This is a genomic window from Clostridioides sp. LIBA-6822 (genome assembly GCF_056688955.1).
Genome location: NZ_CP196995.1, coordinates 2,769,742 through 2,794,395, shown reverse-complemented (window position 1 = coordinate 2,794,395; position 24,654 = coordinate 2,769,742). Strand labels below are relative to the sequence as shown.

The following is a 24,654-nucleotide window of genomic DNA, read 5'->3' as shown; positions in this document are numbered from 1 at the left end:
GGATGTTACAAAGATGGATAACAATAATATACTTAAAATAGCAGACTCTTTTTTAGATTTCTTATTTGTACTTGAAAATAATATATTTAAAGAAAGTGATTTGTTAAAGAAATTTCAAAATAACTCGGATATAATGAAAGCGTATTTTGAAGAATGTCCAATGGCTCCATCGCATGCTAAGGTAATTCTTTATCTTATGACATCGAACTCATCATCAATTTCTCAAATAGCTTCTAATTTAGGAATCTTAAAATCAAATATGACACCAATTATTGATAGATTGGTAGAACATGATTTAGTTAATAAATTTCCTGACCCAAAAGATAGAAGAATTCTTAGGGTGGAATTAACAGATAAGGCATTCGACTTATTTGATGCAGTAAAAGCTATCCTTAAAGAGTCTTTAGTAAAGAAACTATCAAATCTCTCTGAGGAGGAATTAACTTTATTAGATGAACATACACTGAAGTTATCAGAGATAGTAAAAAAATTAGGCTAGATGTAATTGTGGAAGTCATTGTTAACAAAGTTAAAAAATCGTAAAACAATAAATGTCAGTAGTATAATATAGAATATTATGCTACTGACATTTATTGTTTTATGAGTATTATTTAGTTATCAAACTCTATTTTCCAACTGAAATAACCGTTATCTGGATTCTTATTATATTTTAATGTAGCATCAAACTTATTGCCATTTTTAGATGTTAAGGATTTTACTTTGGTTTCACCTTTTTTTAAAATATTTTTGACCATTGTTTTATTAACTTTCTTTTTATAAAGATTTAAATACTTATCATTTTTCCAAATAACGAATTTACATTCTTTATGATTTTTACAAGCAAACCCTTTATCAAATTCAAGTACATCACCCTGACAAACAGGACATTTACCAAGAGATGGATTGTCATCTTTATTTTTGTTTTCTTTTTTGTTATCAGAATCTTTTGATACAGCAACTTCTTTTTCAGTATTAGTCATACTCTTTTTCTGTTTTTTTTCTTTTATTTTAGTAAACTTTTTAGTTTTTGAATCAAAAGTATAGGCTTCTGTATTTATGTTTTTTGAAGCATCGTGTTTTATAATATTGACATTTTGGTATATAAAATTAATGATATTAGTAAGATATTCTTTTCTAGTGTATTTGCCTTTTTGTATATCACTCAAACTTTTTTCAAGTTTTCCAGTGTAATCTACATCAAATAAATCTTTAACAGGAAAAATCTCAACTAAATTTTTTCCGAGGTCTGTTATAGAATAAGACTTTCCTTTTTTATTTACATATCCAACTTGACTTATCTTCTTCAATACATCAGCACGTGTAGCTGATGTTCCTATAGAATATCCTGACAACACAGTTGTATCTTCTTCAGGTACATTTTTACCACAATTTTTCATAGCTTTTAAAAGTGTGTCCTCAGTATACGGTTTAGGAGGAGTAGTTTGTTTAGTTAATGGCTTTACTTCTAATACATCTACAATATCATCTTTATTTACAAGTGGAAGTAAATCGTTTTTTTCTTCCTTATTATATACTTCAAGATATCCTTTTGATTTGAGTACTTTACCCTTTGTTAAAAAAGTGCAATTATCTACTTCAGTCTTAATTTCTGTATTCTCGTATTCAGCAGGGGGCATAAAGTTTGCTATAAACCTATCTTTTATAGCATCATAAACCAGTTGCTCATCTTTAGACAAGTTTTTGGGAATTATATAAGTAGGGATTATAGCACTATGGGAATCTACTTTAGAAGAATCAAAGACCCTTTTAGTTTTAGAAAATTTAATCTTAGTTTCATATTCAAGTCCAACTTTTAGTTTGTCTAAAGTTTGAGAAACCTTTGAAGTCAAACTTTCCTCTAAAAAAATAGAATCAGTTCTAGGATAAGTTATATATCCACCCTTACCATTACCCTCATAAAGAGATTGACAGACATTTAGGACCTTGTCAGAGGTAAAATTAGAATACTTAGAAGTTATATATCCTTGAAGTGATGTCAAACTAAAAAGTTTAGGTGCATATTCTTTTGACATAGTAACTTTTTTATCTAGTATTTTACCAGTTTCAGATGTAATTGAAGCTATAATTTTATTTGCATCTTCGAGTGTATCAAATTTACTTTCTTTGCCCTTAATATATTTACCTTTATATTCACCAGCCTCAGCTTTAAAATGACCTTCTATTTCATAATAAGTTTTAGGAACAAAATTTAGTATTTCCATGTCTCTGTCATAGACTAATTTAACTGTTGGAAGAATTACTCTACCTATATTTAATAATTTTCCATTTCCATATTTCAACGTAGCAACGGAAGTAAAATTTATTCCAATCAACCAATCAGTGATAAGTCTTGTGTATCCAGCGGCTTGAAGATTTCTCATTTCATCTTCATCTTTTAAGCTTTTTATACCTCTTGTAATGTCTTCTGGCGTCCATTCATTTACTAAAATTCTTTTTACTGGTTTTTTATTGTTTGCAAGTAAAAATATTAGAAATGCTATGAGTTCTCCTTCTCGGTCATTATCAGTGGCATTTATTACATATTCTACATCTTTTCTATTCAAGAGTTTTTTCACAGTATTGAATTGTTTGGTTTTAGAACTATCAATCTTAAATTTAAACTTATCTTCAGGAACAAATGGAAAATTATTCATTTTCCAAGAACCAGAATATTTATCTTTATCATAATCCTTCATATCATATAATGATACTAAGTGCCCAACTGCATAAGTAATTATATAATCATTTCCTTCAAAGTAACCATCTTGTCTAGTCTTTGCACCCAGAAAGGATGCTATAGTTTTTGCAACAGATGGTTTCTCAGCAAGTACAAGTTTCATAAAAAATCCTCCTTTAAAACACTAATAATTATATTACCACAAAAAAATAAAAAACTTCAAGAGGTCGAAATTTAAGTTATAATATTTATAGAAAGTTGAAAGGAGATATAAAATGTACAATTTGAAAGTAAAAAAACTAAATGACGATGCTATAATACCTAATTTCGCTCACAAAGGTGATGCTGGTATGGATTTGTATTCTATAGAAGAGGTGGTAATACCTTCTGGAGAAACTAAACTTATTAAAACTGGAATATGTATAGAGCTTCCTACTATGACAGAAGCGCAGGTAAGACCTAGAAGTGGGCTTGCTTTAAAACATTCAATTACTGTGTTAAATACACCTGGAACTATTGATGAAGGTTATAGAGGAGAGCTTAAAATTATATTAATAAACCATGGGAAAAATGATTTTAAAGTTGAAAAACATATGAAAATTGCTCAAATGATAGTAAAACCTATCTATGATATTAATATAGAAGAAGTGAAAGAATTAAGTGATTCTGAAAGAGGAAAAGGTGGATTTGGTTCGACAGGATTTTAAAAAGTTACAAAAAAGTTAAAAAATATAGCCATCTTTTAAAAAGGTAAAAGATGGCTATATTACTAAGTTACAGGCTATTGATGATTAAAATTCACTTATGGTAATTTGTGGTAAATAAATATTACTATAGACAAATAGTTACAAATTTGTAATAATATTAATATAAAAGAAATAATTGATATTTTAATATAGTGTCAGTTATTTCTTTTATATTTAAAAAATGAATAAAGCTACTAGAAAAGAGGAGATGAGTGGAAAGTTATGAATTTTAATCAAAAGAGAATAGCAGCCAGCATAATGGCAACTGCGATAATAATGCCTACAATGGGAAACTTAGCATATGCTGATGAGTCTGGGGTAGAGAGTGTAAGTATAGAAAACAGAACAATAACAGGGAATGCAGTAAATTTTAGAAAAGGACCAAGTACAGACCATGAATCAATGGGGAAACTTTACAAAGGAGATAAAGTTGAGTATGTAGGAAAAGAAGGTTCTTGGGCAAAAGTTAAATATAATGGAAACACAGGTTATGTGCATGGAAATTATGTAGGAATAAATAACCTTGGAAATAGTAATGAAAGTAATGATGCTTCAGTTAAGTCAACAAAAGTTGTTACAGCAAAAGGGTTAAATTTTAGAACAGGACCAAGTACAAGTAGTTCTAAAATATCTACACTAGGATACGGTACTGAAGTTGGATACATATCTGAGTCAAATGGATGGTCAAAAATAAGTTCTAATGGTAGAGTGGGTTATGTTTCAAGTAAATACTTAGGAACTAGTATAAATGAATCTACAAATGGAAATACTGGCAGTAGTTCAAATGACCTTGTAAAGGACACAAAGGTTGTAACGGCAAAATCACTAAACCTTAGAACAGGACCAGGTACAGGTCACTCTAAAGTAGCTACATTAAGCTATGGAACTGAAGTTGGAAGTATTGCTGAAAATGGAGGATGGACAAAAGTAAATCATGACAATCAAACGGGATATGTGTCAAGTCAATATCTTGCTGAAAAAGGTTCTGTTGATACTTCAACTCCATCTGATTCAACTAACTCTCCAAGTCAGGGAGCTGATAGTGTAATAAGTTTTGCAAAGACTCTACTTGGAAAACCATATGTATGGGGAGCGGAAGGTCCAAATAGTTTTGACTGTTCTGGATTTACACAATACGTTATGAAAAAATCAGCAGGAGTTAGTATACCAAGAGTGTCTAGAGATCAAAGTAAGTATGGAACATATGTAAATAGAGGAGACCTTAGAAGTGGAGACTTAATATTCTTTGATACACAAGGGTCAAATAATGGTTCTGTAAGTCATGTTGGAATATACATAGGAAATGGAGATATGATACATGCATCTTCAGGTTCATCAAAAAAGGTAACAATATCTAATATAAATAGTAGTTACTATTCAAGTAGATATGTAAATGCAAGAAGAGTTTTATAATCATTTTTTATTATAGAGCTCAATAAATAGATTTTTCTTTATTGCTTATAATATAAAAGCAGGTACAATATTGATAGTATTATAGATTATTATCTATGTTACTACTTAATTGGTACCTGCTTTTTTCTTTATTTTCTTTAAGTATAGAAAATAAACTATGTTTATTTTATTTTGTAAACTTTAACAAAAACAGTAAATTATAAATTATCAAATAATAGTAGTTTATATAAATAAAAATTTTAGAACATTTTTTGAGATTCTTCTAATTCGTAAGCATCCATTAAAGCTTCACCAAATCTTTGATAGTGAATTATTTCTCTTTGACCTAAGAATTTTAGTACTTCTATAACATCAACATCATCTGTTAAATTTATAAGTTGATAATAAGTTGCAAGTGCTTTTTGCTCAGCAGCCATATCTTCATGTAAATCAGTTACAGGGTTTGACATAACAGCAATAGGTCTTACATCAAATGGAACACCATTTGAATCTGTTGGATAAATTCCGTATCCATTTTGTGCATAGTTTGAACCAAGACCTGCAGCCTTTAATTCTTCTGGGCTTGCATCAGAAGTCAACTGATAAACCATAGTACATATAAGCTCAACGTGAGCTAGTTCTTCTGTACCAATATCTGTTAAAAGTGCACGCATATTGCCAGTAGGCATTGTATATCTTTGGCTTAAATATCTTAAAGATGCTGCAAGTTCTCCATTTGGTCCACCAAATTGAGTTATAAGAAATTTAGCCATTCTAGGGTCGCAAGTTTTTATATTAACTGGGTGTTGTATAGTTTTCTGATATATCCACATGAATTTTCAATCCTCCAATACTTGATGTCTAATAATTAAATTCTCTGTCCCAAGGCCAAGGTTGTTCAGCCCATTGCCAAGGGCATCTACTTGGAGCATACCCAAAGTTAGTTAAAGGACCGTATTTATTTTCGTAAGCGTATCTAGCTTGCGCAAATTGATTACATAATGAATTGTAAGTGTTGATAGCGTTTTTATCATCAGGGTGAGTGTCTAAATATAAGTTCATATCAACACATGCAAAAGATGTCTCCTGAATTTTTCTCATAAGTTCAGCTCTAGATGAATCTTTCATTATCTTCTACCTCCTCTATATTTTTTTGGCTTAGCATATAATTCTTTGTTGTACATTTCAGAATCTAATAGATTTAGTTCTGGAAATATAGTTCCAAATTTTAATGCATCAGAAAGGCAGTACATTTCTGTAAAAATTTGATTATTAACGTATGGTCTAGCTAAAGATGGACCACAATTCTTTTTAATATCTCTAGTTTTATTTTCCAAGATGAAAACCTCCTTGTTGTAAATAGATAGGTAACTCTATCTAGTGTATAATATTCAGTCATTTAAAAATCGTTACTCATAATAAAATATTAAATGAGAAAAATAAAAAAGATAATAAAAGAAAGAGGTTATTTATGTTATTATAAGTTTATGCGTTATTGAAAATTATAAATTATTTGTTGAAATTAAAGTGAAAATTATAGTATTTTATAGATGAAGGTAGACTTTTTTGTAAAATATTATTAACATAAATATACGAGGTGATTAAATGAGTGAGCTATCAGGAAAAGGCTGTGAAATTATAGTTCCTTTTGAGGAAAGACTTCCAGTAAGAGATATAGAAAAAAGTATAATAAAAAAATATAGAAAAAATTTATGGTCCAAGTTTATGAAAGCAATAAGAGATTACAAATTAGTTGAAGAAGGGGATAAGATAGCTGTAGCAATTTCTGGTGGAAAAGACAGTATTCTTATGGCTAAAATGTTTCAAGAGTTAAAAAGACATGGACAAGTTAATTTCGATGTTGAATTTATTGCTATGGACCCTGGATATCATGCAAATATAAGGCAATTACTTATAGATAATTGTGAGTATCTAAATATACCAATACATTTATTTGATTCAAGAATATTTGAGATAGCAGATGAGATAGCAAAAGATTATCCATGTTATATGTGTGCAAGAATGAGAAGAGGAGCATTATATTCAAAAGCAGAAGAGTTAGGATGTAATAAACTTGCATTAGGTCATCATTATGATGATGTAATAGAGACAACAATGCTTAATTTATTGTGTGCTGGTAATTTTAAAACAATGCTTCCTAAACTTAATTCTACTAATTTTGAAGGAATAAAAATCATAAGACCGCTTTATTATATAAGAGAAGAGCATATTATAAGATTTATTCAAAATAGTGGGATATGGCCATTAAATTGTGCATGTATGGTTGCTGCTAAAAAAACAGGAAACAAGAGATATGAGATAAAAGACTTAATAAAGAGCTTAGAGCCAAATTTTAAAAATGTAGAAAAATCTATATTTAAGGCGGCAGAAAATGTAAACCTTGATTCAATACTTGGTTGGCAACAAAATGGGGAGAAACATTCTTTCTTAGAAGATTTTGAATAAAAATAATTAAAAAGAATCACTATAAACAATTGGAAAGGGTGTTTATATTGAAAAGAGTATATATAGACTTTGAAATGAATATGCCAAATTCTAAATCAAAGAGGGCAGTATTGAATTCTGATATAATTGCAATTGGAGCAGTTATGTATGATGAAAAAACAAAAAATATTGATAAATTTAAATCTTTAATAAAGCCAGTGAGTAATGAAGAAGTGTATCCTCATATACAGGAATTAACACATATATCTTCAGAAGAATTGAAGAATGCACCAAGTTATGAAGAGGTCATGAGAAAGTTTAAAAAATGGCTAGGCATATTTTCTGATATTGAAGGAATATATACTTTTGGCAACTTAGATTTGACATGTTTCAATAATACTGATATTAGAAGTTCTAAGAAAAACAATCATCCAAGATTTGTAAATAATATTAGGGATTTATTTATAGATATAAAAGAAAAATATATAAATTGTGGTATGAGATGTATGAACTACATATCATTAAAAAATTTACTTGAGTTTGCCAATTTAGAGTTTAGTGGAGACGCTCATGACCCATTAAACGACGCATATAATTTATTTGTTTTAGATGAGGCAATCACAAATAATGTAGCAATACAAAATCTTTTGATAATACGAGATATAATAAGACCACCATTTAACGACATAAATTGTGATTTAGATAATTGTTTTAATAAATTTAAAGAGTCACTGTATAAAAAAGAAGGAAATTATAATATTGTAGATTTTTCTATTGAAATAATAAAAACTGTGAGAATGTACTTATCAACAATTATAAATATAAATATACAAAATTTAGAGGTTATGAAAGATGTAAGTAAGAAACTGGATACTATAGATAAACTGAAAGATATAGAAGAAGGTTATTTTTACTTATTGGAAGATGTATATTTTGATATGAAAGACTTACTAGAAGATTTAATGCTTTATAGAGTACATGAAGATGAGTATAAGTATGAGGTAGAAAATATAATAAGAATGTTTGATGAAGATTTATATAATGAAAAAATATATATAAATAAAGATAATAGTATAAATATTGTTAATAAGATATAGGAAATTATTAATAATACAGTAAAACTTGATGATTATGGTAATTTTTTATAAGATTAAAGTTAAATAGAGCTAAATTAATATAAAATAATAAAAAATGTAGAAGGTATGTGTACTTTCTGCATTTTTCATTATACATTATTTTAAGTTTAAGAAATGTAGCATAGGTTTTATAATTAATATATTTTATTGATATTTTATGATTGTAAAATTCAAAAACTACTTCTTGCGAAAGTAATTTATTTGTTGTATTATAATTTACATGAATATGTAAGACAATTAAAAGGTATTATTAGAGTAGATATATTCAAAATTTTAACTATTAGTTTATATATTAAAAAGATGAAGGGTAGGATGAAGTCATGGGTTTTAGAGAAGGAAAAATTGAGGAATTACAGTTTAATCCATTTACTAAGATTGGTAAAGAATGGTTGCTTATAACAGCTGGTAATTCAGAAAAATTTAACACAATGACTGCTAGCTGGGGTGGTGTTGGAGTATATTGGAGTAAAAATGTTGTTACAACTTACATAAGACCACAGAGATATACAAAGGAATTTGTAGATAATAATGATACATTTACAATTGCATTTTTTGATGAAACATACAGAGAAGCTTTAAATATTTGTGGAACTATTTCTGGTAGAGATATAAATAAAGTAGAAAAAGCAGGACTTACACCATATTTTGTAGATGATACTGTAGCTTTTGAAGAAGCTAACATGATTATGGTATGCAAGAAATTATATCATGACTCTATGCCACCAGAAAATTTTGATGCCAAAGAAAATGATAAAAAGTGGTATCCAGAGAAAGATTATCATACTATGTATATTTCAGAAATTATAAAAGTTCTTGTAAAAGAATAGCTATAGTAAAAATATCTAAAAATAATTCATTATAAGGGAATTAATGTAACTTTTTATCTAGTATTTAATATAGATACTAATGACTAATCAGATGTTAATTATTAAATAGATACTATTGTAAAAGAAGATGAACTCCATTTGATAGAGTTCATCTTTTTATTTATTCACGTAAAATTAATTATCTGAATAAAAATATTTATTTGAAATATTCAAGTGTGTTTTATAAATATCTTTATGTTAATTAGAATCTCAATTTATTACTTTTATAATGGCTTTGTTTTAACATAAATAACTTTAATATTAATTTTATTCAATATATTATTATAAAAGTATAAATATCACTTAATAAAAATATATATTGTATTAGGTATTTTAAATAAATTTTTTAAAGGGTGATTTATTATGGAAAGTATAACTAGTTATTTTAGAACAATATTATGTGTATTTATATGTTTATCGTCTGTATTTATATTTATTCAATTAGCTAGAGTATTCATTAATAATAAAAAGATTAATCAGAAGAATAAAATGAAAAAAGGATTTAGATATGATAGAGATTTAATTGAAGCTAGAAGAGAAGATGTGTATGTAAAAGACAATAATATTAATAAGAATAATAGTAGCAATAGCAATAAAAAATTAAAAGAAGAAAAAGTATTCAAATATGACAATGGAGACCTATATAAAGGTGAGTTTGTTGATGGAAAGAAAAATGGATTTGGAATATATATTTTTTCAAGTAAGGAAAGATATGAAGGGCTGTGGAAAGATGATAAGATGCATGGAATAGGAAAGTATACTTATAGAGATGGTTCAACATATACAGGTGAATTTAAATACGGATTAAAAAATGGTTTGGGAAAATTAACATATCCAAATAATGATATTTATAAGGGCTATTTTTTAGATAATAAGAAAAATGGCAAAGGTGTATTATACAAAAATGATGGAAATAAACAGGCAGGAATATGGGAAGATGATGAACAGTGTAAAAATTTAGATTTTAAAGATTTAAACAATAAAGAAATAAATAATTTTTATCAGAATAGATTAAACAATCATAAAGTGAAAATTTAGCAATTATAAAAAAATAATCTTTATTTTAGTGAAAAAAATAATATATGTGTGTTGTAATTTGTAAAATCTTCCTATATCATATAAAATTAAGTATTGATTAGTCCATTACATAAATATAGAATATAAATATATCCACTTGATTATGCAAAATTCTATGAAGCAGGAACCTTGTAACTTTAGTCATGGGAGGTTCAGAATAAGGAGAAGAGATATGAATGAATATGTAGTTGTGGATTTAGAAACTACAGGTTTAGATCCATATAAAGGTTGTGAAATAATAGAAATAGGAATAACAGAAATAAAAAATGACGAAATTGTAAAAAACTATTCAAGGTTGGTAAAACCTAAAGGTATAATTTCTTCATTTATAACAGAATTGACACATATAAGTAATGAAATGGTAGAAAACGAAGAGCCTCTAGAATTGGTTTTACCTAGATTCAGAAAATACATAGGCAATAGAACTATAATTGCACACAATGCAAAATTTGATTTGAAATTTTTAAATTACTATCTTAGAATATTAGATTTGGAGCCAATAAACAATTATGTATGTACACTAGAATTATTAAAAAAATGTAAAAGTTATAAAGGAAAAAATAAGAAGCTTGAAACAGCTTGTGCTTATTACAATATAGAGAATATAAATGCTCATAGAGCTGACAGTGATACTTTAGCAACTGCAAAACTATTTTTGAAAATAAAAGATGCATATTAATCTTAAATAAAGAGAAAATTAGTGAAAATATCCTTTATAAAATTGACCCTTAAACTTACAATTTTGTTCTTTGATTTATTTTGTAGAACAATGTATAATGTACCTTAGTATGAAGAAGGGAGACTAAAATGGGTTATTACGATGATGATGATAATAATAAAATAAGACGTAAAAAAGTCAATAATAGTAAAGATAGTAATAAAAAATCTAAACATTCTTATACTTCGACAAATAAAAAAAATAAAAATTCTAAGACAAGTTCTAGTAAAAGAATGAGTGAAAAAGTAGATTCACAGAATCTTATAAAAAGAGAAAGAGATAGTTTTACAAGAGATAATGTAAGACCTTTAAATACAGATTATAATCAAAGAGAAAGAAGAAAAGTTGATTACAAGCAAAGAGAGAAAAAACTAAAAAGTAAAAAAAGAAAAAAACAAAAAAGGATTAAGATAGCTAGAGCATTGTTATCTATTATGCTAGTTGCATTGATTATACTTTCAGTATCAGGAGCAATATTTACAGTTTCAGCTATAAAAGGGTCGCCTGAAGTCACTAAAAAATTAATTAGGTCTAAATATATAAGTAGCGAGGTTGTAAGTATAAAGCAAATGCCAAATGATTTAAAACAGGCTATAGTTTCCATAGAAGATGAGAGATTTTATAAGCATAAAGGAGTAGATGTTATTTCTTTAGCTAGGTCAGTGCTCAATAATGTATTTACAGATACGACACAAGGTGGAAGTACTATAGATATGCAAGTTTCAAAAAATCTGCTTACCAGTGATGATAAAACTATGAAACGAAAAATAAGGGATATGTATAATGCTAAGCAGATGAATAAGATTATGACTAAGGATGAAATTCTTGAAGCATATTTAAATAATATGTATTTAGGTAAAAATGCATATGGAGCTGCAAAGGGAGCTGAAGTGTATTTTGGTAAAAAAGTTGATGAGTTAAATTTAGCTGAATGTGCTATGTTAGCTGGTATGACGAATAATCCTGCAAGGTATATTGACCATGGAGAGGCTAAGAAGAGACAATTGATTGTGTTGTATAAGATGCATGAGCTCGGTTATATAACTGATAAGGAATATAGAATAGCAAAAGCTGATGACACTCCATTTAAATCAGAAATTGATTAAAACTATAAAAAATATAGCGTTTTTAACAGTTTGAATAACTGAAAATGCAACAAAATGGGTGGTTTGCCACCAATTTGCCACCGAAGTTACAATTCGGTGGCAAATTAATTTATAATTTCTTCAAAAATATTCACTGTTTCAGTTTTCATTTTATTAGTTACATGAGAATAAGTGTTTATAGTAGTGGTAATTTTATTATGACTAAGTTTTTTTTGTATATCTCTAACAGAAGAATCAGCCTTAGGTGTTTTGTCTATATTCCTTTGTAAATAGAAATGGAACATAAAAAATTAAAATAAGTATTGATATTTCTACTATATCAGAATGAGTAATAGTTGTACCATATGTCAGACTAGAAGTCGATATAAGGAAAGATGTATTATTTAAAGCGTGGATTACAGCACAAAACCATACATTTTTAGTTTTCATGTAGACATATCCTAAAAATATTGAAATTCCAAATATGTATATTGAGCGAGATATTAAGCCTAATACTGGTGTTTCAGGTGTATATAATGTAAATATTAGAGGTAAATGCCATAAATTCCAACACATACTTAGTGCTATAACACCTATTTTTTTACCAAATCTGTCAAAACAGATATCTTGCAAAAAGCCTCTCCAACCATATTCTTCACCAAAAAAGAGATATATAGAGAAGAAGGACATCATAAAGGAGAATATATAATTCAAAATACCCTCATAGTTAGGTTGATTTCCTTGCATTATCAGGCTAAATGATATTGGAATAATTTTGGAAAGCATGAAGTAAAAAATTAATAAAGAGCCTATTTTAATATTTTTTATAAGATACAAATCTTTTACACTATCAGAATAAAGAATAATAAATAAACTACTTATAATAACTAATATAGTATTTAGTGATTGAAATTGCTGATTATTTATTAAGTTTAACAATTCAATAATAAGTAGAAATAAATAAATTATAAAAAATAATATTATTAATGAATAAAACTTATATTTATCATTAGTCATTCCTTCTGTATAAAATTTTGCAATTGAAACTGAGGATAAGGGTAATATCATCATAAATAATCCAAAGTTTTCTGGGTCAATAAATTGTTTAAAATATAATAGAAAACCTAATAAATAAGTTAATCCAAAAGTTATAGAAAAAAATATTATAATCTGAATTTTCTTTCTTTTTGTTTCGTCTTCAATATATATTGGATTTAATAAATTAATCCATTTATCTTGTAAATTCAATAGAAAAAACCTCCTTTAGATTAGGATTTTCTTTTTTTGTTAAATAAATAAATTAATAAAAATGCAATTCCAGTTCCAATTATTATTCCTACCATAGTATCTATTATCAATTTTTTAAATATAAAAAATGCTATAATTAGACCTAAAATATATCCCCCAAAATAGGTTGAAAGTTTTCTTTTCATACAATCACCAACTTATACTCTAATTTAGTTTATTTAATTAGAGTATAGCAGTGAAACAAGTACAAAAGGTATCTAAAATATTACAGATATTAACAAATGATATAAATTTATAGTAAAAATTGTAATAGTGCAATGAACAAAAATTATCATACTAAAATATAAGAAATATTATAATCAAATTACCAAATTACATTAATATACATTAAAAGTATTCTAATAATAGAAGTGCTTTTGATGTATATTTTATTAAAGTATAAATTATTAATGATAATGTTTAAAAACATTTAGAATGCTGTAAAACCTCCATCAACAGGCATAAATATACCAGTTACATTACTTGCTTCATTTGATGCTAAAAATAAGGTGTTTTAAAAAGGTTAGAGGGGAGGTGATTTTTAAGTACAGAGAAAATAGGTAAACTTACACACTATAGTATACTAGTAAAAGAGAAAAAATATCTAAGTTTTGAAATGAAAGAATTTTTGAAGAACATATGTAAAAATTCAATTTCAAGCTCAGTGTCAGCATTATATGGCAAAGATAAGCAAGTAGACGACAATACCTTAGATTTATTATAAGAAGATGAATAATCCTGTTAGTATATTAAATGCGGTGGTAAATTGTTTCAGTGTGCAAGTTGAGAATAGAGTATTGTTTTAAACACTATAGTGTGCTAAAATTTATTTGTATTTTGTAAACTTAGAAATAGATTTAGTTTTCTAGGGTTCCGCATTTTATAATGGTCAGGTCCAAGAGAAAACGCACGATTATTGTGTACACGGAAGGATAAAAGCCTGGGAGATATTTAATAATATTTCTTTAGGCTTTTTTATTTTTACATATTTTAAAATTTAGGAGGTATTCTAATGAAAAGATTTGTTATTGAGGATGAGTTTTGGAATTTATTTCCCAATGCTAAGCTTGGAGTTGTTATTTGTCATGATATAGACAACTCTATAGGAAATGAAGAATATGAGAAAATGATTTTGCAGGGAGAAGAAGAAGCACTAAAATACTTAAAGGATTCAGAGTTTAGTAATAATCAAGTAATTAAAGTATGGAGAGAAGCATTTAAAAAGTTTAAAACGAAAAAAGGGGCAAGGTCATCTATTGAGGCATTATTAAAAAGAGTACATAATGGAAACAATATAGGAACTATTAACCCTTTAGTGGATATCTACAATTCTATCTCACTAAAATATGCATTACCTTGTGGAGGAGAAGATATAGATAAATTTATAGGAGATATTAGGTTAACTAGAGCAATTGGAAATGAGGAATTTATTCCATTGGGGACAGATGAAAATTCATCTCCATATGAAGGAGAGATAGTCTATAAAGATGATGAAGGAGCAATTTGTAGATGTTGGAATTGGCGTGAAGCAATAAGAACAATGCTTACTGAAAGTACAAACAATGCCTTTTTATGTATTGAATTAGTAGATGAAAGTAGATTTGAAGAATTTGAAAATGCTTTAAGTGAGTTAGCTAAAAGGATTCAAGAAAATTTAGGTGGTACATGTAAAATTTCAATTTTAGATATTAACAATAAAGAAGTATCAATAAATTAATATTGGAGGTGATATCGTGATGGGTAGCTTTAGCTATAAAGACATCTATGTTGAGGATGGAAAAAGGGTATTGGAAGTGAACATACTTCCTGAAAAGTACTGCAATTTTGACTGTATATTTTGTCCTATTGGAAGGTCATATAATAAAGTAGATGTGCCTCAATCTTTTGATAATATGAATGATTCATTGAAAGAATTAGAAAGTATGATAGAAAAGAATAGAGCAGAACTAATTTTTATTAATTCAAAGGGAGAAGCTCTATTGAATGATAAAATTTGTGATATTATTGAATTAATAAAGAGAAAAAAAGTACCTGTACGATTACTTTCTAATGGGTATCTATTGGGTAAAGATGAATATATAAAAGTAGCCAATATGTGTGATGAAGTTGTTGGAGAGATAAAAACAATATCAGAAGAAGATTTTCAACGAATTCAAAGACCAATTATAGGATATACTCTAGATGAATATATTTCAAATATGATTTTATTTAATAGACAGTATAGAGGAAAATTTATTTTAGATGTAACAGTTATCAAGGGATATAATGATAAGTCTATTGATAAGATGAAGAGTATTATTGCTGAATTATCTCCAGATAAAGTGATTGTTGAAAGCATGAATGATGAAAAGTTTAAGAAAAAGTTTAGTGTATCTGATGAAAGATTTAAAGAAATTTCAAAAGAATTGTGTAATATTAAAATTTAAACTAATTTGTTTAAGATTACTATTTAAAATAAGATTATTTGGTAATCTTATTTTATTATTAAAATTTATTTACTGATTAGTCTAGTCTATTTTGAAAAAAAGTATTATAATATCCTTTGTATGCAAATAGAGGCATTTTATGAAAAAAATTTAGTATAACAAAAATTACTATATATTGTTGTAATTAAATATCTAAAAAAGTAAAATATTTAGAAAATTATATTTCTAAATCTAACTTTTAATATAGTATAAAAATTAGAAAATTAACAAAAAATACAAAAATTCACATTTTTTTCATAAATTGTTTGACTAAAAAATTCACATGTTGTAGAATTATGTTAGCGGGAGTTTTGAGGGAGGTGTAAAGAATGATAAAAAAAATACCACAAGCAGAACTAAAAGTAATGAAATTTATTTGGAGAGTAGATGCTACAGTGACATCAAAAGATGTTATTGAAGCAATGGAACAAAAATATGGCTGGAAACAAACTACGACACTGACACTTTTATCAAGGCTAGTAAAAAGAGGATTCTTAGATGCTCAAAAAATAGACAGATATACACATTACACAATAGTGGTAAAACATAAAGAATATTTAAGCTTTGAGACAAAGGATTTCCTAAGCAATATACATGATGATTCTTTTACAAGCTTAATTTCAGCATTACATGAGGATGAAAATTTAGGCAGAGATAAGCTGGATTTTTTAGAAAGTTATTTTGATAATTTAAAGGATGAATAATTATATGCTATATGTCTTTGACAATCTTATACAGACAACTATTATATGTAGTCTTGGTATTTGTCTATTATTATTTTTGAAAAGATATGTGTTTAAGAAGTTTAGTAAGAGATTCAATTATTATATTTGGTTGGTAATAGTCTTTAGGATGTTACTTTTTCTATTTAATTATACAGTAACGTATGAAGTAAAAGAGTCCAAAGGAAATACAGTAGGAAATAATATTACACAAATTGATATTCCTAAAGATAATAATCTCATGTTGTATGTAGCTTATTTATGGCTATTTGTAACTATAGTCATTGCAGTTTATACATTTATAAAATATACAAGATTTAAAAATCTTATTGTTGATGTATCTTATGATATTGAAGATATTAGTGTAAACTGTATTTATAAAGATTTGTTGAAAGAATTAAATATAAAAAAGAAAATTGAGTTAAGAGGTTCTGATGAATTGATAAGTCCAGCAGGTATAGGATTATTTAAATCGTACATATTTTTACCAGATTATCCTTATAGTAAGAATGAGCTGACTTGGATTTTAAAACATGAATTAATGCATTTTAAGAACAAGGATATTTTGATAAAGTTTGCAGTCTTGTCTGTTAAAATAATATATTGGTTTAATCCACTTGTTTATATAATGAGTAACAAAGTAAATCTAGATTGTGAATTATGTTGTGATGAAAGTGTTTTGAATGATTGTTCTTTAAAAGACAAGAAAGAGTATGCATTAGCTCTTATAAAATCAATTAAGCTTAGTAAGAATTATAATAGTAGAATTTTGACAACAGAGTTTAATAAAACAAATTTAGAAAAGAGACTTGAGAGCATTGTTAAAAAGAAGGGCAGAAGTGGAATATTAATTGCTATTTTAGTATTTATGACTTCTATAACATCTTTTATTGAAGTTGATGCTCAAATTAAAGTTAGTAATAGTAGTAATCAAATAAATAACAATATTAATGACTTTATATTAAATAAGTCAACTGATAAATCTCAAACTTTTTATTATAAAGATGCACCAAGTAAAATTAGAAAATTTTATGAAGATAAATGTAAATTGAAGGGTACAACACCTAAAGATTATGACGTAATAATAATTAATACTGAGGATTTCAATAAATTAATGAAATAATTATAAGGAGGGTTTTATGTTAAAAAAATCAAAAAAAACATTAACTATTATGTGTTGCTTATTGCTTACTTTTACAAGTGTAGCATTTGCTGATACAAGTAAAGGAGAAGGAGAAGGAGTAAGTAAGGAAACTGTTTCTGAAAAAAACATATATTCTTTTAATATTTCTGGGTATTTATATACATATGAAAATGCTCCACAAGAAATAAGAGATGAACATAAACAGAACTGTGATGATGTAAATATAACACCTAAGCCAGATGATAAGATATTTGTCCCAACATCAGCTAATCTAATGAATGATGATGATAAAGCTGTTTATGTAAATTATGCTGTTGCTTATCAACCTGATGAGAAAACTATAACGGTTATAGGTGGCGGTGAATTTATGACTATAAGTACAACAAAAGTTATACGTAAAGGTAATACTGGAAAAGAAGTTACAGTTGCACAAATTATGCTAACTAAATTAGGTTACAATACAAGTCCAGATGGAATTTTTGGAAACAATACATATAATGCAGTTGTAAGTGTACAAAAAAAATATGGCTTATCTGCAGATGGAGTAATTGGTCCAGCCACTTGGGATAAATTGGGTAGACTAACTGACTCTAGTTTTTAATAGGATTAAAATCTAAAAAATATATTAAATAGTGTCTCAATGTAATTGTTCAATTTAAATGAGACACTATTTTTATATGTGAAATGATATACTATTTAAATATAAATGTTATAAAATGAGTTTGCAATCACTTCCATATAACCTTACTATCAATATCCTCAATCTTCTGACAACCAGTCAAAATCATAGTCTCACATAACTCATTTCTAACCTTCTCTATAAAAAACTCCACACCATCAAGACCACCACCAAAAGAAGCAGTAACAAAAGGTCTTCCCATCAAAACAGCATCAGCACCCAATCCAAGCATCTTAACTACATCAACACCGCTCCTAACACCACCATCAGCAAGTATTGTTATCTTTCCTTTTACAGCATTAGCTATATCTGGAAGTACCTCACAAGTACCAGGAGTATAATCAAGTACTCTTCCTCCATGATTTGAAACAATAATAGCACTAGCACCAGACTCTACAGCCATCAAAGCATCATCTACAGTCATAATTCCTTTTATAATAAAAGGTAATCTAGTAGACTCAACCAATTCTCTAATCTCATCAATCGTCTTAGGAGAAAAAGGATTCTCTTGAAGTTGATTATTAATCAATCCACAAGCATCAAGGTCTACACCAACCGCAAAAGCACCTGCTTCTTCAGACAATCTAATCTTTTCTATTATCTTTGAATTTTTCCAAGGCTTTATAAATACAATCCCATTTCCATCATTATCTTTTAATACATCTAAATTATTCAATAAAAAAGTATCCACATTGGTATCACCAACCATAGCATAAATTCCAGAATTGGAACAACCTCTAACAACAGGCTCTATGTATTCTTTTTCAGAAACTTTACCTCCCATATTTAATATAGTACCTGATACAGGTGCAGCGAATATAGGAGAACTCATTTTTCTACCAAACAATTCTATAGAAGTATCTGGATTTGAAACATTATGTATTACTCTCATATTTATCTTTATTTTTTCTAGGCTCTTTCTATTTTCAATAAAAGATGAGCCACTTCCTTTGCCTCCCATGCCAGGAACATTTCCAGCACAAGCTAATCCATTACAAATTTTACAGACTTTACATGTTCCATTAAAGTTCTCTCTAGCTGATTTTAACAATTCATTATAATTCATATAAAAAGCCTCCTTTTTTATAATATTAAAATTGAGCATTACTATATTGAAAATATCTTAATTGTAAGTATAGAGATGATATTATGATGAGTTAAACTAGATAATACATATTAGATATTTTTTATTGTTGTAGATACTTAAAGTATAGCATATGAACTGCATTAATTATAGAAAAATAAATAGTGCTTGTTTAAGTATACATTTTGAGAAACTTTAAAAGGACTATATATAGATTTCTTTGAAAACCTATATATAGTCCTTCAATTTATGTCAATTCCTTTTTTATTAATGAATATATAATATAGAATACAATATACAAAAAAGTTTCTCAAAATGCTACGCTAATCCCCATTTACAGAGCAACATCATTATGCTGTGTAAATTTGAATCAACAATATTTTCACCATATCTAACCATAAAATCATCTAATTGTGTGTCAATAAACGAATAATATCCACTTATACTATCAATGTAGGCAGTCATTAAGTGTATACATTCATCACTCTTGTCTTTATACATATATATCTCCCCCTATATACAATATATAAATTTAGATACAAAATCGTATCATATTAAATATTTGAGTATGTCACATCTATGCAGTTCTATATTTATATCATTATATTAATAGCTAAAGTGAGTTTTGACAATAGGTTTTGAAAAACTGGATATTTAAAGCGTAAACTTGGATTTTAAGATAATTAATTAATGTAAATGTATGACGATATATGTATACATGATTTAATTAATTGAAGATATTATAAACAATTACTTTTATTAAGGTTATTTAAGTGGTAGAATAACTTGGAGATTAATAATTATAAGGAGGATATAATATGAGTTTATATAAGTTTATATATGATGATAAGGAATATTTGTTAAAAGAGGAGAATTGTAGTGCTTTAATAAATGATGAAGAAAATCCAATTCAAGGAATAAGTGTTTCAAAAATAATTGATATACTTAATGAAGTAGATGAGATTGATTTTGACATAGAATATTATCAAGAGGCATGTCCATTATGTCTAGAAGGAGTTAAAGAAAAGAAAAAATTCTTTCCTTTCTTAGAATATCATTTTTATATTTTTAGTAAAGATGGAAAATATGTAATAAGTAACATATCTAGTGATTATGAAGGATTATCTTTTAATAAATTATCAAGAGCAAATAAAGTTGATAATAGTTATATTGTGAGTGTGATAATTTGCAAAAATTGTCAGGATTATATAATTCAGATAGAAAATTGTATAGTTTAATGTAAAGTATGTCTTAATTTAGGAGAAATTTCTAAATTGGGACACCGACTTTTTTATCAAATAGTATGGAAAATTACTAAATTTATGAGATAATGTAAGTCGGAGGTGAGTTACAATATATATTAAATGTTCGGAAGAGATAGATGATACAATTTTAGATTTAATGTTTAGGTTAACCTTGAATGAAAGATTATTGAATAATAATGATTTTATTGAAAATAAAATTGACGTAGTAAAGAATTCAATAGATTGCTATAAAATTGAACAAAATAGTTTGATGCTATTAAAATTAAATTTTTTGTTAGCTTTATTATATGGTATTCAAGGGCTTAGTGAAAAAATGAAAGAGTATATTTTGATTTCCTATAAATATATTAGTAAAGACTTACCTAAAGATTATAAGTTTCTAGCACGATTTTATTCACAAATAGCTATTTTAAGTTTTAAAAATGAAGATATAAATAATACAAAGCTACATATAGATAAATTTAATGTTATTTGTAATGATAATAATTGTTCAATTGAAGAGATTATTTTCAAATCACAACTTATTTATATTAAGGCAAGTAAGTGTATAGAGTCTTCTATAATAATTAAAGAGATAGAGGATTTATATATAAAGGTAAAAGAAATCAACGATTTTAATTGTAAAAAAATATATTTTTTTATTGTTGGTAAAATATATTTTTTGTTTTTAGATGATGCTATAATTGCTAAAGTAAATTTTTTAAAAGCAAGAAAATATGCAGATTTATTGAAGGACATGGAAGTATCTTCGTTATGTAATATAAAAATAGGTGAATGTGAGTGTTCATTTGAAAATTATGAAGGTTCAATAGAGTATTTTAATGAAGTAATAAGTAATAAAAAATATATAAATGTAGATACAATACAAAAATATAGAGCATCAAATAATATAACTAGAATATTAATAAAAACTAAAAACTATTCTGAGGCGATAAATAATTTAGCAAAATCTGAAGTATATTTAGAAAAAATTAAAAATCAAAATTTAAAAGAAGTTGAGAAGTTCGATTTATTTATAAGTTTAGCTATGTATTATGCAAAAAGTAATGAAAACTCATTTGAACAATCAATTTGTTATTTAGATAGAGCTAAAAATATATTAAGTATTATAAAAAATGAAGAAGAATATATAATGTATGATTTGGAAGTAGATTATCATCAAGTAAAGATATATTATAGTTTTGGAGATTATAATAGTGCATTAAATACAAGCAAAAAACTACTTGAGAAATCTAAAAATGCTAAAAATTATAATTATGTGAAGTTATCATATAAGAATATATATATGTGTTTTGAAAAGCTTCAAGATTATGAAATGAGTATGAAATACTTTAAAATATATTATGAGTTAAAAATGATGTATGTAAAAGCTAGAAATAGAAACTATATAGATTCTTTAAATTATAGACACGAATATATTGAAAAAGAAATAAATAACATGAGAAAAGTAAAAATTGATTTAGATAAGAAAAAATATATGGACCATTTGACAAGTGCATATAATAGAAGTTTTCTGAATGATTTTTTAGAAATGCAGGAAGTCAGCGAATACAGTACTGCGTTTATGATAGATGTAGATTACTTTAAAGACTACAATGATACCTATGGGCATTATAATGGTGATATTGCTCTTAAAAATATAACTACAATAATAAAAAAATATCTAAAAAAAGACATGCTTATGATAAGGTACGGTGGAGAAGAATTTTTAGTACTGTCTGTATGTAAAGATTATAAAAAAAGTAAAATATTTGGAAGAAAGTTGTGTAGAATTGTAAAAAAATTTTTAAACAATAATTTAACTGTTAGTATTGGTATTGATACATGTAAAAATAGTAGTATAGATATAAGGGAAATAATTGGAAATGCGGATAAGGCCTTGTATAAAGCAAAACAAAGTGGAAGAAATAGATGCTTGCATTATCATGATTTTAAGAATTTTTAACTATTTAAATAGGATTGGTGATTTACTTGAAAGGATGTTCAATAGAAGATTTAAAGAGAAATATAAAAAAGATAGAATATGATATGTTGACTAAATTCTATCTAAATTTGACAGATTTAAACTACATCTTGGATTATCACAAAGAACTCTTAAATACAAACATAGAAGTTAAGAATAAAGTTTATGTTTTATATTTAATTAGTTTAATAAACTATATAAAAAAAGATAGGGAAGCATCATACAAATATTTGATAGATTCATTAAAGGATATTAAAAAATTGCCATTAAAAGAGAATGCAGAAATAATATCTAAGATTTATATCTATCTTACATTATCAGCTATTTCTATAAGAAAATATGATAAGGCAAATAACTTTTATTTTTTAGCAAAAAAAATTATAAAACAATATCACTTAAATGAGTTGTTAGTCTTGTTTAATATGAATTTATGTGTAGAAATAAGTGCATTATATCAGACCAAAACGGACGTAATATCCTTAGTAGAGGAAGTATCTTTTTTTACAAATTTAAAAAACAAAACGCTTGTAAGTAGAGCAAACTATATATTTGGAAGAGTCTATCTATATTTATTTAATAACTTTATAAAGAGCATGGAGTATTTAATTGAATGCCTAAGGTTGGCTCAAGAAAATAACTTATATTCTATAGAAGCTTTTTGCAAATGTATAATAAGCTTGTGTTATTTGGAAAGTGGAAATAATATAGAAGCTATAAAATACATAAAGAATGTACTAGATGTTGCACACAATAATAATTCAATATCACTAACTGAAAGAGTTGCCATAAAAATAGACCTTATATGGGCGTATCTAAAGGAAGGTATGAACAAAGAAGCAGAAGATATCTTAGTAAATGCTATAAAATTGATGAAAGTTGTTGAAGGAGTATATAAAGATTATTTGTACTCATTTATATTTTTGTATTCAGCTGAAATTGAGTTAAAGAAAGATAATTTTAATTTTGAAATAGTAAATGCATATTTGATTTTATCAAAAAACATATATAAAAGCTTTGGAGATGTTTTTATATATAATTCTAAACTAGATTATATATATAAGTTGTATGGAGACTTATATATAAAATTTGGTAGTATAGATGAAGGTATAAGCTATTATCTAAAAGGCTTAAACTTAGTTAAAAAAAGTTCATTAAACCCTAAAAAAATGTCTATATTTTATGGACTAATAGCAAATGGATATGAACTAAAAAAAGATTTTAAACTAGCAATAGAATATTATAAAAGTATGGATTGGTACTCTGATAAGTGGGAAAAAAATAATTCCTATAAAACATCTCAGGGAATTCATAAACAATATGAACTTAGACAAAAACAAGAAAGTTTAAGGGCTCTTGTGTATAATAATAAAAAGTTAGAAAATGATATTTTAAAAGATGGACTTACTCAACTATATAATAGAAGATATTTGGAAGAACAATTAGATTTATTTAATGGAGTCAGAGATAAAAATATGGTCGCAATATTGGTAGATATAGATTATTTTAAAAGTTACAATGATAACTATGGTCATCTAGCAGGAGATAAAGTTATAATTAAGGTAACTGATATTATAAGAAATGTATTTATAGATATTACAGAACACATAATTAGATACGGAGGCGAAGAAATCTTAATATTAGTGGATTCTATAAAATCAGTAAATATTGAAGAAATTAATAATATAGAATTATATATTAAAAGAGTCTTCAAACTTCTTGAATTTGAAGGTATTGAACATATGCATTCTAAAGTAAAAAAATATATAACTATAAGTGCTGGAGTAAGTATAAAAAGATGTCGTAGTAGAAAAGATGTTGAACTATTAATTGAAGATGCAGATAAAAACCTATATAAATCAAAAAAAGCAGGTAGAAATCAATATATTATAATTTAAAATTGAGG

Annotated in this window: 25 protein-coding genes, 1 pseudogene and 1 riboswitch; of the genes and pseudogenes, 18 read left to right on the top strand and 8 right to left on the bottom strand. The window is 26.4% G+C overall.

Annotated features, from left to right (window positions below; translation table 11 throughout):
• Positions 1 to 13: 13 nt before the first annotated feature.
• On the top strand, positions 14 to 499 hold the full coding sequence (locus ACTG48_RS13455; RefSeq protein ID WP_021385271.1) for a MarR family winged helix-turn-helix transcriptional regulator: 486 nt from the start codon (positions 14 to 16) through the stop codon (positions 497 to 499).
• A gap of 112 nt (positions 500 to 611) precedes the next feature.
• Here the strand turns inward: ACTG48_RS13455 and ACTG48_RS13450 are convergent, their stop codons facing one another.
• Positions 612 to 2,840, bottom strand: coding sequence for a type IA DNA topoisomerase (locus ACTG48_RS13450; protein WP_479917105.1), 2,229 nt, complete (start codon positions 2,838 to 2,840; stop codon positions 612 to 614).
• A 112-nt stretch (positions 2,841 to 2,952) separates the two neighbouring features.
• On the opposite strand from ACTG48_RS13450, the gene dut reads away from it, so the two are divergent.
• Both dut and ACTG48_RS13440 read left to right on the top strand, forming a co-directional pair.
• On the top strand, positions 2,953 to 3,384 hold the full coding sequence (gene dut, locus ACTG48_RS13445; RefSeq protein WP_021385268.1) for a dUTP diphosphatase: 432 nt from the start codon (positions 2,953 to 2,955) through the stop codon (positions 3,382 to 3,384).
• A gap of 261 nt (positions 3,385 to 3,645) precedes the next feature.
• The gene (locus ACTG48_RS13440; protein ID WP_021385281.1) at positions 3,646 to 4,836 is read left to right on the top strand and encodes a C40 family peptidase; all 1,191 of its coding nucleotides are present in this window, start codon (positions 3,646 to 3,648) and stop codon (positions 4,834 to 4,836) included.
• A 239-nt stretch (positions 4,837 to 5,075) separates the two neighbouring features.
• Here ACTG48_RS13440 and ACTG48_RS13435 read toward each other — a convergent pair whose 3' ends face one another.
• The 3 genes from ACTG48_RS13435 to ACTG48_RS13425 are packed head-to-tail and all read right to left on the bottom strand — an operon-like array spanning position 5,076 to position 6,152.
• Positions 5,076 to 5,648, bottom strand: a complete 573-nt coding sequence (locus tag ACTG48_RS13435; protein ID WP_021385285.1) for a manganese catalase family protein — start codon at positions 5,646 to 5,648, stop codon at positions 5,076 to 5,078.
• Positions 5,649 to 5,676: 28 nt separating this feature from the next.
• The gene (locus ACTG48_RS13430) at positions 5,677 to 5,943 is read right to left on the bottom strand and encodes a spore coat protein CotJB (RefSeq protein WP_021385274.1); all 267 of its coding nucleotides are present in this window, start codon (positions 5,941 to 5,943) and stop codon (positions 5,677 to 5,679) included.
• Positions 5,943 to 6,152 (bottom strand): spore coat associated protein CotJA, encoded by a 210-nt coding sequence (locus ACTG48_RS13425; RefSeq protein WP_021385270.1) that lies wholly within the window; start codon positions 6,150 to 6,152, stop codon positions 5,943 to 5,945. The genes ACTG48_RS13430 and ACTG48_RS13425 overlap by 1 nt, the downstream gene beginning before the upstream one ends.
• Positions 6,153 to 6,420: 268 nt before the next feature.
• On the opposite strand from ACTG48_RS13425, the gene ACTG48_RS13420 reads away from it, so the two are divergent.
• From ACTG48_RS13420 to ACTG48_RS13395, 6 genes are all read left to right on the top strand, one after another.
• Positions 6,421 to 7,281, top strand: coding sequence for a tRNA 2-thiocytidine biosynthesis TtcA family protein (locus ACTG48_RS13420; RefSeq protein ID WP_021385277.1), 861 nt, complete (start codon positions 6,421 to 6,423; stop codon positions 7,279 to 7,281).
• A 47-nt stretch (positions 7,282 to 7,328) separates the two neighbouring features.
• Positions 7,329 to 8,357 carry a 3'-5' exonuclease gene (locus ACTG48_RS13415; RefSeq protein ID WP_021385272.1) on the top strand — a complete coding sequence of 343 codons (1,029 nt, stop codon included), beginning with the start codon at positions 7,329 to 7,331 and terminating at the stop codon, positions 8,355 to 8,357.
• Between the two features lie 359 nt (positions 8,358 to 8,716).
• Positions 8,717 to 9,223 (top strand): flavin reductase, encoded by a 507-nt coding sequence (locus ACTG48_RS13410; protein ID WP_479917104.1) that lies wholly within the window; start codon positions 8,717 to 8,719, stop codon positions 9,221 to 9,223.
• Positions 9,224 to 9,625: 402 nt separating this feature from the next.
• A complete protein-coding gene (locus tag ACTG48_RS13405; RefSeq protein ID WP_479917103.1) occupies positions 9,626 to 10,300 on the top strand; it encodes an MORN repeat-containing protein in 675 nt (224 codons plus the stop codon).
• A gap of 211 nt (positions 10,301 to 10,511) precedes the next feature.
• Positions 10,512 to 11,018 (top strand): 3'-5' exonuclease, encoded by a 507-nt coding sequence (locus ACTG48_RS13400; protein ID WP_479917102.1) that lies wholly within the window; start codon positions 10,512 to 10,514, stop codon positions 11,016 to 11,018.
• Between the two features lie 128 nt (positions 11,019 to 11,146).
• On the top strand, positions 11,147 to 12,163 hold the full coding sequence (locus ACTG48_RS13395; protein ID WP_479917101.1) for a transglycosylase domain-containing protein: 1,017 nt from the start codon (positions 11,147 to 11,149) through the stop codon (positions 12,161 to 12,163).
• A 240-nt stretch (positions 12,164 to 12,403) separates the two neighbouring features.
• Here ACTG48_RS13395 and ACTG48_RS13390 read toward each other — a convergent pair whose 3' ends face one another.
• The gene (locus ACTG48_RS13390) at positions 12,404 to 13,390 is read right to left on the bottom strand and encodes a CPBP family intramembrane glutamic endopeptidase (RefSeq protein ID WP_479917100.1); all 987 of its coding nucleotides are present in this window, start codon (positions 13,388 to 13,390) and stop codon (positions 12,404 to 12,406) included.
• Between the two features lie 20 nt (positions 13,391 to 13,410).
• Positions 13,411 to 13,575, bottom strand: coding sequence for a succinate dehydrogenase (locus tag ACTG48_RS13385; RefSeq protein ID WP_479917099.1), 165 nt, complete (start codon positions 13,573 to 13,575; stop codon positions 13,411 to 13,413).
• Positions 13,576 to 13,979: 404 nt separating this feature from the next.
• On the opposite strand from ACTG48_RS13385, the pseudogene ACTG48_RS13380 reads away from it, so the two are divergent.
• From ACTG48_RS13380 to ACTG48_RS13355, 6 genes and pseudogenes are all read left to right on the top strand, one after another.
• A pseudogene (locus ACTG48_RS13380) lies at positions 13,980 to 14,153 on the top strand (BlaI/MecI/CopY family transcriptional regulator); the annotation flags it as partial.
• Between the two features lie 130 nt (positions 14,154 to 14,283).
• A riboswitch (guanidine-I (ykkC/yxkD leader) is annotated at positions 14,284 to 14,378 on the top strand.
• A 63-nt stretch (positions 14,379 to 14,441) separates the two neighbouring features.
• Positions 14,442 to 15,146: a B3/B4 domain-containing protein gene (locus tag ACTG48_RS13375; protein ID WP_021385282.1), complete on the top strand. Its 705-nt coding sequence runs from the start codon at positions 14,442 to 14,444 to the stop codon at positions 15,144 to 15,146.
• A gap of 19 nt (positions 15,147 to 15,165) precedes the next feature.
• Positions 15,166 to 15,855, top strand: a complete 690-nt coding sequence (locus ACTG48_RS13370; RefSeq protein ID WP_479917098.1) for a radical SAM protein — start codon at positions 15,166 to 15,168, stop codon at positions 15,853 to 15,855.
• Between the two features lie 368 nt (positions 15,856 to 16,223).
• Entirely contained in the window at positions 16,224 to 16,598 is a 375-nt protein-coding gene (locus ACTG48_RS13365) for a BlaI/MecI/CopY family transcriptional regulator (RefSeq protein ID WP_021385207.1), read from the top strand.
• The gene (locus ACTG48_RS13360; protein ID WP_479917097.1) at positions 16,591 to 17,739 is read left to right on the top strand and encodes a M56 family metallopeptidase; all 1,149 of its coding nucleotides are present in this window, start codon (positions 16,591 to 16,593) and stop codon (positions 17,737 to 17,739) included. The genes ACTG48_RS13365 and ACTG48_RS13360 overlap by 8 nt, the downstream gene beginning before the upstream one ends.
• Positions 17,740 to 17,755: 16 nt before the next feature.
• Positions 17,756 to 18,361, top strand: coding sequence for a peptidoglycan-binding domain-containing protein (locus ACTG48_RS13355; RefSeq protein ID WP_479917096.1), 606 nt, complete (start codon positions 17,756 to 17,758; stop codon positions 18,359 to 18,361).
• Between the two features lie 127 nt (positions 18,362 to 18,488).
• Here ACTG48_RS13355 and ACTG48_RS13350 read toward each other — a convergent pair whose 3' ends face one another.
• Complete coding sequence (locus tag ACTG48_RS13350; RefSeq protein WP_479917095.1) at positions 18,489 to 19,505, bottom strand: alpha-hydroxy-acid oxidizing protein; 1,017 nt, start codon at positions 19,503 to 19,505, stop codon at positions 18,489 to 18,491.
• A gap of 336 nt (positions 19,506 to 19,841) precedes the next feature.
• On the bottom strand, positions 19,842 to 20,024 hold the full coding sequence (locus ACTG48_RS13345) for a hypothetical protein (RefSeq protein ID WP_021385205.1): 183 nt from the start codon (positions 20,022 to 20,024) through the stop codon (positions 19,842 to 19,844).
• Between the two features lie 317 nt (positions 20,025 to 20,341).
• Here ACTG48_RS13345 and ACTG48_RS13340 point away from each other — a divergent pair, with 317 nt between their 5' ends.
• The 3 genes from ACTG48_RS13340 to ACTG48_RS13330 all read left to right on the top strand — a co-directional run bounded on the left by ACTG48_RS13340 (position 20,342) and on the right by ACTG48_RS13330 (position 24,646).
• Complete coding sequence (locus tag ACTG48_RS13340; RefSeq protein WP_479917094.1) at positions 20,342 to 20,761, top strand: DUF3785 domain-containing protein; 420 nt, start codon at positions 20,342 to 20,344, stop codon at positions 20,759 to 20,761.
• 163 nt (positions 20,762 to 20,924) lie between these two features.
• Positions 20,925 to 22,733 carry a diguanylate cyclase gene (locus ACTG48_RS13335; protein ID WP_479917093.1) on the top strand — a complete coding sequence of 603 codons (1,809 nt, stop codon included), beginning with the start codon at positions 20,925 to 20,927 and terminating at the stop codon, positions 22,731 to 22,733.
• 83 nt (positions 22,734 to 22,816) lie between these two features.
• Entirely contained in the window at positions 22,817 to 24,646 is a 1,830-nt protein-coding gene (locus ACTG48_RS13330; RefSeq protein WP_479918798.1) for a diguanylate cyclase, read from the top strand.
• Positions 24,647 to 24,654: the final 8 nt, after the last annotated feature.

What these genes read in the sequence shown, in the direction of transcription:
- ACTG48_RS13455 (WP_021385271.1), top strand. Translation starts at nt 14, where the DNA reads ATGGATAACAATAATATACTTAAAATAGCAGACTCTTTTTTAGATTTC.
- ACTG48_RS13450 (WP_479917105.1), bottom strand. Translation starts at nt 2,840, where the DNA reads ATGAAACTTGTACTTGCTGAGAAACCATCTGTTGCAAAAACTATAGCA.
- dut (WP_021385268.1), top strand. Translation starts at nt 2,953, where the DNA reads ATGTACAATTTGAAAGTAAAAAAACTAAATGACGATGCTATAATACCT.
- ACTG48_RS13440 (WP_021385281.1), top strand. Translation starts at nt 3,646, where the DNA reads ATGAATTTTAATCAAAAGAGAATAGCAGCCAGCATAATGGCAACTGCG.
- ACTG48_RS13435 (WP_021385285.1), bottom strand. Translation starts at nt 5,648, where the DNA reads ATGTGGATATATCAGAAAACTATACAACACCCAGTTAATATAAAAACT.
- ACTG48_RS13430 (WP_021385274.1), bottom strand. Translation starts at nt 5,943, where the DNA reads ATGAAAGATTCATCTAGAGCTGAACTTATGAGAAAAATTCAGGAGACA.
- ACTG48_RS13420 (WP_021385277.1), top strand. Translation starts at nt 6,421, where the DNA reads ATGAGTGAGCTATCAGGAAAAGGCTGTGAAATTATAGTTCCTTTTGAG.
- ACTG48_RS13410 (WP_479917104.1), top strand. Translation starts at nt 8,717, where the DNA reads ATGGGTTTTAGAGAAGGAAAAATTGAGGAATTACAGTTTAATCCATTT.
- ACTG48_RS13405 (WP_479917103.1), top strand. Translation starts at nt 9,626, where the DNA reads ATGGAAAGTATAACTAGTTATTTTAGAACAATATTATGTGTATTTATA.
- ACTG48_RS13400 (WP_479917102.1), top strand. Translation starts at nt 10,512, where the DNA reads ATGAATGAATATGTAGTTGTGGATTTAGAAACTACAGGTTTAGATCCA.
- ACTG48_RS13395 (WP_479917101.1), top strand. Translation starts at nt 11,147, where the DNA reads ATGGGTTATTACGATGATGATGATAATAATAAAATAAGACGTAAAAAA.
- ACTG48_RS13385 (WP_479917099.1), bottom strand. Translation starts at nt 13,575, where the DNA reads ATGAAAAGAAAACTTTCAACCTATTTTGGGGGATATATTTTAGGTCTA.
- ACTG48_RS13375 (WP_021385282.1), top strand. Translation starts at nt 14,442, where the DNA reads ATGAAAAGATTTGTTATTGAGGATGAGTTTTGGAATTTATTTCCCAAT.
- ACTG48_RS13370 (WP_479917098.1), top strand. Translation starts at nt 15,166, where the DNA reads ATGGGTAGCTTTAGCTATAAAGACATCTATGTTGAGGATGGAAAAAGG.
- ACTG48_RS13365 (WP_021385207.1), top strand. Translation starts at nt 16,224, where the DNA reads ATGATAAAAAAAATACCACAAGCAGAACTAAAAGTAATGAAATTTATT.
- ACTG48_RS13360 (WP_479917097.1), top strand. Translation starts at nt 16,591, where the DNA reads ATGAATAATTATATGCTATATGTCTTTGACAATCTTATACAGACAACT.
- ACTG48_RS13355 (WP_479917096.1), top strand. Translation starts at nt 17,756, where the DNA reads ATGTTAAAAAAATCAAAAAAAACATTAACTATTATGTGTTGCTTATTG.
- ACTG48_RS13350 (WP_479917095.1), bottom strand. Translation starts at nt 19,505, where the DNA reads ATGAATTATAATGAATTGTTAAAATCAGCTAGAGAGAACTTTAATGGA.
- ACTG48_RS13345 (WP_021385205.1), bottom strand. Translation starts at nt 20,024, where the DNA reads ATGTATAAAGACAAGAGTGATGAATGTATACACTTAATGACTGCCTAC.
- ACTG48_RS13340 (WP_479917094.1), top strand. Translation starts at nt 20,342, where the DNA reads ATGAGTTTATATAAGTTTATATATGATGATAAGGAATATTTGTTAAAA.
- ACTG48_RS13335 (WP_479917093.1), top strand. Translation starts at nt 20,925, where the DNA reads ATGTTTAGGTTAACCTTGAATGAAAGATTATTGAATAATAATGATTTT.
- ACTG48_RS13330 (WP_479918798.1), top strand. Translation starts at nt 22,817, where the DNA reads ATGTTGACTAAATTCTATCTAAATTTGACAGATTTAAACTACATCTTG.